Source organism: Candidatus Aquicultor sp. (assembly GCF_054640775.1).
Genome location: NZ_JBTSLF010000005.1, coordinates 22,980 through 34,160, shown reverse-complemented (window position 1 = coordinate 34,160; position 11,181 = coordinate 22,980). Strand labels below are relative to the sequence as shown.

Here is an 11,181-nt window from a genome sequence, read left to right as displayed (position 1 = left end):
CGTCAAACTGGTCGCAAAATCATACGGCACCGATTGCTATCCGAGAAAAGAGATAGAGACCTATATAAATAAGGACGTCATCAACGAGGCCTACCTTTTCAATCCAAGGAATGCCTATCAAAACTACGCGGTGGGCGTAAATTCGTCGGCGCGCATTATGTATACCTACATGGGGACGCTGCTCCCGCGCCTCGGCAACGCCACATACTGCAGCGCGAGCCAGCTGAGCCCGTTAATAAACGACCCGTTCTACAGGACGATTGGAATAGGCACAAGGGTATTCCTGGCGGGCACGCAAGGCTATGTCGCCTGGCAGGGTACGCAGTTTAACCCACAGCAGGCGCGTGGTGAAAACGGTGTGCCGCTCTCAACCGCCGGCACGCTGGCACTCATCGGCAACCTTAAAGAAATGAGTACCGATTTCATAAGGGCCGCGACCTTCCATAATTACGGTGCGACTATGTTTGTCGGTGTCGGTATCCCCATACCTGTTCTTGATGAGGACATAGTCGAGAAAGCCAGCATAAGCGATAAGGATATTTACACGACAATCGTAGACTACAGCGTCCCGCAGCGGGCAAAGCCGAATTTCGGCCGGATAAGCTACGCCGAGCTGAGAAGCGGCAAGATAGAGATAAACGGCAAGCAGGTACGAACGGCCCCGATCTCGAGCTACACGAAAGCGCGAAAGATCGCCGAGACGTTGAAGACCTGGGTCAAAGAGGGCAAGTTCTTCGTTCAGCAACCGGTCGAGGCCTTTAAGCTGGAGCAATCGTTTAAACCCCTCGAGATTGTCGCAGAGGAGGAGATTTAAATGGCAAAGAAAAAAATAGTCCTTCACTTCCCGGAGGAAAGTATAGAAAAACCATTAACATACCACCTGGTAAAGGACTATGACCTTGTCCCGAACATCCTCCGCGCGCAAATCGATGAAAACGAGGGCACGCTGGTTATGGACCTGGAGGGTGCGCCCGACCAGATACAGAAAGGCATCGCCTTTCTTAAAGAGCAGAATGTCGGCATCCAGGAAGCGATTAAAGACATCATCGTAGATCGCGAGCAATGCGTTGATTGCGGCTCCTGCACCGGTGTCTGCCGCCCCGGAGCACTTGCAATGGGTTCCGACTGGGAACTTATCTTCGACCAGGAGAAATGCGTCTTCTGCCAACTTTGCATCAACGCATGCCCTGTGCGAGCGATAAAAGTCCAATTCTAAGAAGACAGAAGCCAGAGGAATTACGAATTAGTTGTGGGTCTAGAAAGTGGGTTCTAGGTTTTATTCGACATTCGCAATTCGAAATTCCAAAGGGTTTTTGCGGGGTTATCCGCTATAATTAGCACTCAGGAGAACGGTTAAAAATACAAAATTGTGAGGTAATTACATTGTCTTTTGAAGCTAAGTGCATGGCCACGGCTATAGGAAGTGTGCCGCATACCGATGTCGATGTCGCGTGCCGGTTGGTGCTCGATAACTTGCACGATATCCCGATGTGGCCGCAATTACCCAACTTGGGCTTTAAGGAAAACATATATGTACAGTGCACCGAGGGTATGCCCGGGATAGTCGTGGACGAGGCTTCGGACAAGGTGTATTTCGATACGACCAGGGATATCATCGGTGAACTCGAGGTGCTTTACGGGCACTATATAAACGGCGAGGTCGACCGGTTGGCGATAAGTCGCGAACACGCACAGGGCCTCTACCGGTTTCTCGAGATAGTTAAGGACGGGCAGTATCCAGACATAAAGATGCTCAAAGGACACATAGTCGGCCCATTGACCATAGGTTTTACCGTCTCAGACCAAAACAAAAAGCCCGGATTCTACGATGACGTCCTGCGCGAGGGTATCATCAAGACGCTTGCCATGAAGGCAAAATTCCAGGTGGAAAAGTTCAAAGAGGCAAGGCCCGATCTTCCCGCGCTGATCTTTATCGACGACCCGTATATCACATCCATAGGCTCGGCTTTCGTAAGCCTCGACCGGGATGAGGTAATAAAGCATTTCAACGAGATCATCGATGCGATCGACGGTTTCACCGGAATTCACTGCTGCGCCAACACCGACTGGGGTCTTCTTGCGCAAACCAATGTGGACGTCATAAGTTTCGACGCCTATGACTACAGCGAGACCGTAGCACTCTATCCGGCTGAAATAAAGTCATTCCTTGATAGAGGAGGGGTTCTTGCCTGGGGCATCGTCCCTTCCGGACTTCCGACACCCGAGACGGTTGCAGCCGAAACCACCGAGACTCTTATTGAACGGCTCGAAGAGGGCATGCAGCTTCTGGTGGATCAAGGAATAGATAAAGAGACCCTTATCAACCAGGCTCTGATAACACCCAGCTGCGGCACCGGCGTGATGAAGCCCGCACTTGCCGAGCGCACCTTCACACTTGCGAGAAGGATCTCCGAGGTTATGAGCGCAAACTATTTCAGTTAGCGGCCCGTTTCTCCGACGGCTGTTCCTGTTCGGCCGGCGTATCGGTCTCAGCCTTGCGGCTCGGTGCGGTATCGATATATCTTACATTGTTCTCGTTCCGCAAAGCCTCCGGCCCTAACCGCCCGGTCAAACGCGCATAAATCAGCCTCCCAAAGAAGCCGAAGATAAAACCTATGATAAACAGGAGTGCGAAGTCAAAAACATCCATAAAAACCACCTTAACTTTAGTCAGCCCTCTATTATTGATCCTTTACTATAAATCCTTTATTAATGCACTTAAGGTTGCCCGGTATATTTACGAAATAACTCTTGTCGGCCGTGATTTCTTTATTCCCGCCGTGCAGGTATTTAACCCATCGGTTGGATAAAGTTATTTAGTCGCTAAAGTTGTATAATGAGACAATTATTGACCGATTCGGTTTATGGATATAAATAATAGTATGAAGGGATATTAATGGACCACAACAAAGACCTGATCAATTCATCAAATCGCGAGAACGGTTTGACCAACATAAACAGGGCGATATACCGCAAGCTCGTGGAGTGCCAAGTCCCTCAGATGATAGCAGTAAAACCCGCCTATAACCTTGCCCAAATGTATATGCAGGCGCTGGATTATACTGCAAAGGCTAACGACCTCATCAAGGCGGCAGAGGCTACGGATATCGCGGAGAAAATCCTTGAAATGCGCGAAGCGACAAAAAGCCTCCGCCATTTCTCCGAGCAATTCGGGCGCAGCTACTATGTGCTCATGGATAAGGTGAGCGCGCTGACCGAAAACTGGCTTAATGAAGAGACGGAACAGGATGCGGATATCGATGAAATCGAAGAGGTTCTCGAGGGGCTCAAGACCAGCGAGCTGGGTGAAGGCTTAACGGACGAGGTAAAGGCCCACTCCAGGCAACAATTCGGCGTTGTCGTGAAGAAGCTTATATCAAAAGGCTGCCCCGAGGACATGTCGAACTACTTCGCCGAAAACCTGTTTGAGCTTAAAAGCGAGACCGACGGCCTTGTCGCGCTGGTGGATCGTCTTGTCGCCCTGGATGACGATTTTGAAGACCTGATTCTCGATGTCGAGGAAGTACTGATAGAATTATCTATCCCCTGGGTGGGCTTCAGCCCGGGTGAGACTGCGCATGCATTGTGGCATATCGGCGATCACGACGAGGACAATTTCTTCTTCATGGGATTTTTAGGCTGGTCGCTTGCCATTCTTGAAAACCTTCAGGAAAATATCGAGAATTTATAGAAGAGTTTGTCGTGATGTACAAGAAAGCCATAGCAATAATCGAAGATGCTTTCGAACCCTACTTTTGGGCCGAGCAACTTACCCCGTTTGAGGTCCTAATATCCACGATTCTTTCCCAAAAAACCGAGCGCAGGGGCACCAAGAAGGCCTTTGACGCCCTCAGGAGCAGAATCGGTATAACCCCACTCGCGATAGCGCGCGCCGATATTTCAGAGATCATAGAAGCGATACAGCCGGCCGGTCTCTACAGGTCAAAAGCTCCCAAGATAAAAGAGGTGGCCGTTCAGGTTCAGGATACCTATGGCGGGGATATATCTCACGTCCTCGACCTTCCCACAGAAGAAGCGCGAAAGCTGCTGATGAAATTACCCGGCGTCGGGCCGAAAACCGCGGATATCCTTCTTAGTTTTGTAGGCAAACGCCCTGTTTTCCCCGTCGATGTCCATATCGAACGAATAGGAAAGCGCCTGGGTCTGGTAGCTGAAAAGGCGCACTACGAAGAGATAAAAGCCTCCTTCGAGCAGGTGATACCGCCCACCGACAGGATGCGGGCGCATATGTCCCTGATCGAGTTCGGACGTGAGATCTGTACCGCAAGAAATCCCAAGCACGCCGCCTGTCCCGTCTCCCGTTATTGTGATTACTACAAGAACCTTACGATTTAGGGTAAAAACTTATTCATCGAATCTAATATTTTTTCCTAAGAAGTCCTAAGAAGTCCTAAGAAGTCCTAAGAAGTTAAAAAAAGTTAAAAAAAAGCCCAAAGAAGCCATTGGGAGTAAGGATAGTCGCTTATGAATTACGGACAATTGGCTGAAGCCTTCAGCAAAATAGAATCGACAAGCAAGCGAATCGCGATGACGAATTATCTCTCCGACCTTCTAGCCCATACGCCGCCCGACAGTATCGGCAAAGTCGTTTACCTGATTCAAGGGAAGCTGTACCCGGATTTTGCGGGTGTCGAACTCGGCATGGCAGAGAAATATGTCATCAAGGCTGTATCCATTGCGACGGGATTGTCAGCCAGTGCCATAGAAGCCGATCTAAGCCGCACCGGAGACATTGGCGACACTGCTTACCAGGAACTCCTAAAAGCCCCGCATACGGCCTTAGAGCCCCTTACTGTGGCAGATGTCTACTCGACGTTGGACGCTATTGCAAAGACCTCGGGCCCCGGTAGTGTGGGCTTAAAAATCAACATGCTCGCAAACTTGATGAAACGGGCGACACCGCTCGAGGCTAAATATATCGTCAGGACGGTAACAAAGAAACTCAGGCTTGGAATCGCGGATATGACCATATTAGATGCTCTCGCGAGCGTTTATGGCGGGGGAAGGCAATCGAGGCCCGTCATTGAACGCGCCTACAACATCACATCCGATCTCGGGGCGGTTGCCGAGGCTGTTGAACAGGGCGGCGCCGGGGTGGTCGGCCAGTTTAAGATCACGCCGGGCAAACCCATCCGTCCGATGCTTGCCGAGCGGTTAAAAACCCCGCAAGAGATACTTGCAAGAACCGGTGGCGGATGCGTGGCCGAGTATAAATACGACGGTGAGCGTGTGCAAATCCACAAAATCGGCACCGACGCCATCCTGTTTTCGAGAAGGCTTGAAAACATCACAAATCAGTATCCGGATGTGGTCGAGCTGGTACAGACATCGGTTAAAGCGGATACCGCGATCCTCGAGGCGGAGATAGTCGCCCTCGACCCGGAGACAGGCGAGATGCGCCCGTTTCAAGAACTCATGCGCCGGCGCAGGAAACACGGCATAGAACAGATATCCAAAGAATTTCCAGCGTCGATATTCTTCTTTGATTGTCTCTACGTGAACGGTAGAGATATGACCGGGTTTGCTTTTCTGGAACGAAGGGAAGAACTCAAAGCCGTCGTTGCCACTACCGGGCGCGCCAGGCTGGTCGAGTATACGATCGTTCACACTATCGACGAACTACAGGAATTTTTTGAAAAGGCCATCGAGGAGGGGATGGAGGGGATAATGTGCAAGGCGATCGGCCCCGGCACTTACTATCAGGCAGGCTCTCGTGGGTGGCTTTGGATAAAATACAAGCGCGAGTATCGCAGTGAGATGACCGATACCGTCGATCTGGTCGTTGTCGGGGCTTACTACGGGCGGGGACGCCGGGCCGGTGTGTACGGCTCGCTGTTAATGGCGGTCTACGACCCTACTACGGATACCTTTGAGACCATAACAAGGCTTGGCGCTGGATTTACGGATAAAGATCTCGTAGGATTACCAAAAATGCTCGATCCCTATAGGATACCGGCCCGTCATTCAAGGGTCATGGCAAAGGAAAGGCCGGACATATGGTTTGTTCCCGCGCTTGTTCTCGAGGTTATCGGGGCTGAGATTACTTTAAGCCCCCTTCACACGGCAGGTCTGAACATCTTCCGAAAAGACAGCGGCTTGGCCATTAGGTTCCCCCGATTTACGGGCAGATACCGATCCGATAAATCCCCGGAAGACGCCACAACCGAGCGTGAGATCATAGAGATGTACGAATCCAGAATTCGAAAGATAGCCTCGTAGTATGCCACTCGCCCTTAAAATATGACCGCTCACCCATATGCCCGCACGTTAACCGGGTTTTTGTTATCAGAATCCACGTGGTCCTCTACTATGGTATAAGGCGCTAAGAGAGAAATACTCCTGACAGTCTATTTACCACACCAGCGCCGTTCTTTTATTTACTAAATGTTACTAGGGGGTGAGACTATGGCAAGGTTGGCTAGCCTAAAGGAAGTTCTTGGGAGGATCGGGTTTCCGGCATTAAAACGTTCGGATTGTTGGGGCGTGATCAAGGTGGAAAAGATGTTACAAAACCTCGGTCTTAGCAACTACGAGATAGTCAACCAGGCGAGAGTCGTGAGGGTTGCTACAGAGGACGAGTTGATGAAAATCATGCTCCACCTCGTGCCGTTTGAGGTCTCGGGCGACTATCGTTTAACCCTCGGTAAAGTTAACGATAAAGCGATGCTTAGGTTCGGCTGCTGGCAATTTGAGGCCGGCGTGGAATCAGAAGCTTAATTACAACTCCACAGAATCTTCCCTGTAGAATGTTTACGTTCGCCGTTTCAAGAACATATTATTCGGTAAGCGGTATTGACACCGCATGTCGCTACTTGAGTTATATGCAGAATTTGATGAGGAACGGGGGCGTTGTGGCACGGACGATACTATTCTATGCGCTGGTATTTCAGGGGGTGTATTACCTCATAACCGCTATCTGGCCGCTGATAAGCCTGCGGACGTTTATGATCTTCGCAGGGTCCAAGCCCGATAGATTCATATTCTGGACGGTCGATCTTCTCATCCTCGCGATAGCCTCGACTCTCCTGTTCGCCACCGTCAAAGGCGATTTGGGCACGGCCGCTTTTTTAGGTATAGCAAGCACACTCACATTCATCGCTGTCGAAGCGGTTTATGCAGGCAAAATATCCCCCTGGTTCTGGGCGGATTTTGCTGTTGAGGTAGTGATTCTTGTAACGCTTGCCGGGTCGCTGCTAATGTTGCCTCGCTGATACTATGCCCCCGGTTTACCCGGCCCCGCAGGCCCACCGGGTGTGCCTTGTGCGACGGGTATCGCGCCACCGCGCACAAGGGAAGTGATGACGCCGACCGCCGCAATAACCGACCCGGAAGCGAACGCGATACGAATCGCCGACGCCAAGTGCAGATCGCCGGTTCCTGCCGGTGCGAAGGTGGCGACAATCGCACCCGCCATGGCCACGCCGAGCACCATTCCGACATTTCTCATCGTTGCCTGCATACCTGCAGCGATACCAAGGCGATGCCGGGGAACCGCCCCCATAATGGCGCTCGAGTTAGGGGACTGGAACAGCCCGGCCCCTAATCCGAAGAGACCCAGAAGCAGCGCCACCGGTATGAGTCCCGAGCCGACCGATGTCCGCGATAGCCCAAACAGGGCAATTGCGTTTATAGCCAGGCCGGCTGATGAGAGCATGCGCGAACCTATCCTGTCGGAGAGCGTACCGGAAATCGGGGCCGCCAGTCCGGTAAAAAGCGGTATTGCAGTCAATACTAAACCGGTTGTTTGAATCGACTCGCCAAAAACATCTCGCAAATAGAAAGGCACCAGGAACGTAGCAACAAATAGGGAGACGTAGCTTATTAGTGCGCTGATATTTGCAGACGCAAAGAGCCGGCTTCTAAAAAGCGATAAATCAAGCATCGGCTCCTCGACTTTGTTTTCAAAATACAGGAATACGGCGGCGAATACGGCGGCTGCAAGCAGGAGGCCGATGGTCGAAGACGATTGCCATCCCCACTTATCCCCCATACTTAGTGCAAGCAAGACAGAGAAGAGGGCCAAAAACGCCGTAGTCGCGCCGGGGAAATCGAAGCGTTTTACCGTCGGCAACTTGGTTTCTTTAAGGATAAAAGCCGCCATGATCGAGACGATGATGCCAATAGGGATATTAACAAAAAATATCCATCTCCACCCGAAATTGTGGACGATAAACCCACCAAGTGTCGGACCGACCGTCAATCCCATGGCAACCGAGATACTGATCAAGCCGAGGGCTTTACCGCGTTCTGTCGGCGGAAACGCAGCGGTCAATATCGCCGGGCTGGTAGAAAACATGCATGTCGCCCCTAAAGCCTGAATGACCCTGAAAAACACCAGTTGCTGAACTGTGCTGGAAATACCGCATAAAGCAGAGGCGGCCGTGAATGTGAGAAACCCTATGATATAAATCCGCTTGTGCCCCACGATATCGCCAAGGCGACCGGCGCTCAGCAGCAGCGAAGATGTTGTGAGCAGGTAAGCCATGACAATCCATTCCACCGTCGTGATCCCGACGGAGAAGTACTTGGTCAATGACGGAATAGCGATATTGACGATGCTCGAGTCCAGCGGCGCCATAAACGTCCCCACAAATACGGTTGCCAGGACATACCAGTGATAATTACTTTTCGGGGCTTTGTCCGTCTCTTTCTCAATGGCCTGGGGTGTTTTCAAGAAATCCTCCTCAACGGATACATCTATGAAATGCTACTAATAGTAGAGCACCTATTAGATGCACTTACTATGTACTTTTAATTATAGACAAAAGTTATTGCGTGTTCACATATTAATAACACCTCCGCCTGTTTGCATCAAGACTGGCACAGTCTCGGCAGGAAGCAAACCAACGGCCTTTTTTCCGACTATTGCTTTTAAATAACGGGTACATTACCTGCGTGAGTTTTTCATTAAGCTCAATCGATAATGCTGATGCCGGAAGAGGGGTTTTTGTAATGGCTCAGTGGGCATACAACAGAACGATAATCCCACTCAAGATCGCTCTGACGTATGGAATAGTCGGGGTGCTATGGATTATATCCACAGATCAGTCATTAATCGTATTTGTTCGAGATCCTTCGTCGTCCTGGAAAACATCCCTTAATCAGAATACGCTTTAAAGCTGTTTTCACGGTGCTTGGCGGCGATCTCACCGGCCAGTCGATCCAGCGCAGCAAACGTTTCCTGTGTCGGCGCTCCTTTGACGATAACGGGTTCGAGTATCTCTACTTTAAGATTAGTAAGAATTCCGCTTACTTGCTCGACCGCCTTCGTCCCCCATCCGTACGAGCCTATGAGTGAGACAAATCTCACCTTTGGGCGTAGCGCATTGGCAAGGTGCGCTACGTAGAGCGCCAGGGGATGTGCGCCCATAAGCACCGTCGGCGCTCCCAGAACGATGGTGGCGGCGTCAACAAGCCCGACCCCAAGTTCCCCGAGGTCTACCGATGTCAAATCGAACTGCTTAACCGTAACACCCTGGTCGATAAGCGTCCCAACCAGCCGGTCAACCATCAGTTTCGTGCTCCCATGCATGGTCACATAAGGAACAACGGCAAGGTTCTTGGGCTCCGGGTCGACCCAATCGCGATATGATTCAATGATCGTTCCCGGCTCGTCATAGAGGGGCCCGTGACTCGGGGCGATGATTTTGATGTCGAGGTCCTTTATCTTATTCAGGTTGTTTTGTATCGGGGTTCTGAACGGCATCATAATCTCGCCAAAATACCGCTTTGCCGTTAGGTGCAGCGTTGCCTTGTCGTCCGTGAAAAGGTCGCTCGCTGCTAAATGAGCCCCAAAGAAATCACAAGAGAACAGGATGCCGTCCTCCTTAAGGTACGTCACCATCGTCTCGGGCCAGTGCACCCACGGCGTAGAAATGAACTGCAAGCTTTTGCCGCCAAGCTCAAGCGTTGCACCGTCGTCTACGGTCTGAACCCGTTCTTCCGAGATAGCGAGAAGGTCGATAAGCATGGGCTTGCATTTATTCGAACAGACAACCTGCGCCATTGGGAAGGTGTCGAGCACAACGGGCAAGCTTCCAGAGTGGTCCTGCTCGGCATGATTGGCGACTACATAGTCAATGCTATCGATCCCTAATTCCTTCAGGTTGCCCAGCAATACATCCGTCATCGTCGGATCGACCGTGTCTATCAGCATCGTTTTATCGCTGCCCTTAACCAGGTATGAGTTATATGTCGTTCCTTCAGGTAGAGGAATCAGCGCATCAAACAGGCGCCTATCCCAATCAATCGCACCAACTGCATAAACATCCGTTTTGATCTTCCTAACGCTCATCGTTATCTCCCCAACCCTTAAAATACTTATTTGCCGCCATCTATCTACGCTGCCATCTCGTTTATTCTTCCCAAAGCGAAGATTCCCTGAACATAGGGATTATAGCGCATGGCCGGCTACCCTTCATTATTCAATAACATGTCTGCCAATACCTCTCTTGCACGGTAGCACCATAAATACAACCCTCGTTTGCATCGCACATCTCAAGCGGCACCTTTTAGACAGGTTTCTAACGCACTTCTCGAAATGTTGTACTCGCGTACAATGCTGCGAATCGCAGTACGAATTATCATATAAAAAGTGCAAAGATACACAGATAAGAAGTGTAAAGATAAGAGATGCGAAGAAGCCTGGAGGGATGAAGATGCGTAGAAGCGGGTCTGCCGGAATGCGGCTTGGCATCATCGGTTTAGCCGGTTTTGAGTCACGCAAAGAAGAATATGAGGACCTACTGCAACTGTTATTAACGCACCGAAGCCGGGACTATGCCGAAAGCGAGAAGGTCGCCCGGGAAGTCGCCTTTGCCTGCCTGGGGGAAAACCACTTATGGCAAGATATGAGTTTTAGAGATCGCCAGGAACTTTCGGGTCTTTTGGAGGCGTATTTTAAACCCCTCTTTGATAAAAACAGCCAAAACATGAAGTGGAAAAAGTTCTTCTATAAGCAACTCTGTGAACTCGAGGGCATTTCTGTCTGCAAATCACCCAGTTGTGGTGTTTGCATCGACTACCTGCAATGCTTCGGCCCCGAAGACGGTTAATCGTGCTCTTCACCTATAAACCGAAAACCCCACGTTTCATGCTGAGGCACGTCTCTTTTCTCTCGCGCCCCGTAGCCTTATAATTAATTAAAAGGGCACTTCACAA

General features: G+C 50.6%; 12 protein-coding genes. 9 read left to right on the top strand and 3 right to left on the bottom strand.

Features of this window, described 5'->3' with window-relative positions; all coding sequences use genetic code 11:
• The 3 genes from ACYC56_RS01075 to ACYC56_RS01065 all read left to right on the top strand — a co-directional run.
• Positions 1–814: homocysteine biosynthesis protein (locus ACYC56_RS01075; RefSeq protein WP_461372325.1), on the top strand; the 814-nt coding region annotated here is incomplete at its 5' end.
• A complete protein-coding gene (locus tag ACYC56_RS01070) occupies positions 815–1,216 on the top strand; it encodes an NIL domain-containing protein (protein WP_461372324.1) in 402 nt (133 codons plus the stop codon).
• A 167-nt stretch (positions 1,217–1,383) separates the two neighbouring features.
• The gene (locus ACYC56_RS01065; RefSeq protein ID WP_461372323.1) at positions 1,384–2,442 is read left to right on the top strand and encodes a uroporphyrinogen decarboxylase/cobalamine-independent methonine synthase family protein; all 1,059 of its coding nucleotides are present in this window, start codon (positions 1,384–1,386) and stop codon (positions 2,440–2,442) included.
• On the opposite strand, the gene ACYC56_RS01060 is transcribed toward ACYC56_RS01065, so the two are convergent.
• Complete coding sequence (locus ACYC56_RS01060; RefSeq protein WP_461372322.1) at positions 2,435–2,650, bottom strand: hypothetical protein; 216 nt, start codon at positions 2,648–2,650, stop codon at positions 2,435–2,437. The genes ACYC56_RS01065 and ACYC56_RS01060 overlap by 8 nt on opposite strands.
• Before the next feature lie 246 nt (positions 2,651–2,896).
• On the opposite strand from ACYC56_RS01060, the gene ACYC56_RS01055 reads away from it, so the two are divergent.
• The 5 genes from ACYC56_RS01055 (at position 2,897) to ACYC56_RS01035 (ending at position 7,232) form a co-directional block, all read left to right on the top strand.
• The gene (locus ACYC56_RS01055; RefSeq protein WP_461372321.1) at positions 2,897–3,691 is read left to right on the top strand and encodes a hypothetical protein; all 795 of its coding nucleotides are present in this window, start codon (positions 2,897–2,899) and stop codon (positions 3,689–3,691) included.
• Between the two features lie 14 nt (positions 3,692–3,705).
• Positions 3,706–4,356 (top strand): endonuclease III domain-containing protein, encoded by a 651-nt coding sequence (locus ACYC56_RS01050; RefSeq protein WP_461372326.1) that lies wholly within the window; start codon positions 3,706–3,708, stop codon positions 4,354–4,356.
• 129 nt (positions 4,357–4,485) lie between these two features.
• Positions 4,486–6,240, top strand: a complete 1,755-nt coding sequence (locus tag ACYC56_RS01045; RefSeq protein ID WP_461372320.1) for an ATP-dependent DNA ligase — start codon at positions 4,486–4,488, stop codon at positions 6,238–6,240.
• 186 nt (positions 6,241–6,426) lie between these two features.
• Positions 6,427–6,738, top strand: a complete 312-nt coding sequence (locus ACYC56_RS01040) for a hypothetical protein (protein WP_461372319.1) — start codon at positions 6,427–6,429, stop codon at positions 6,736–6,738.
• 134 nt (positions 6,739–6,872) lie between these two features.
• Entirely contained in the window at positions 6,873–7,232 is a 360-nt protein-coding gene (locus tag ACYC56_RS01035; protein ID WP_461372318.1) for a hypothetical protein, read from the top strand.
• A 2-nt stretch (positions 7,233–7,234) separates the two neighbouring features.
• Here ACYC56_RS01035 and ACYC56_RS01030 read toward each other — a convergent pair whose 3' ends face one another.
• The gene (locus ACYC56_RS01030; RefSeq protein WP_461372317.1) at positions 7,235–8,695 is read right to left on the bottom strand and encodes an MFS transporter; all 1,461 of its coding nucleotides are present in this window, start codon (positions 8,693–8,695) and stop codon (positions 7,235–7,237) included.
• A 423-nt stretch (positions 8,696–9,118) separates the two neighbouring features.
• Positions 9,119–10,315, bottom strand: a complete 1,197-nt coding sequence (locus ACYC56_RS01025; RefSeq protein WP_461372316.1) for an FprA family A-type flavoprotein — start codon at positions 10,313–10,315, stop codon at positions 9,119–9,121.
• Positions 10,316–10,679: 364 nt separating this feature from the next.
• On the opposite strand from ACYC56_RS01025, the gene ACYC56_RS01020 reads away from it, so the two are divergent.
• The gene (locus tag ACYC56_RS01020; RefSeq protein WP_461372315.1) at positions 10,680–11,075 is read left to right on the top strand and encodes a nitrogen fixation protein NifQ; all 396 of its coding nucleotides are present in this window, start codon (positions 10,680–10,682) and stop codon (positions 11,073–11,075) included.
• Positions 11,076–11,181 lie beyond the last annotated feature (106 nt).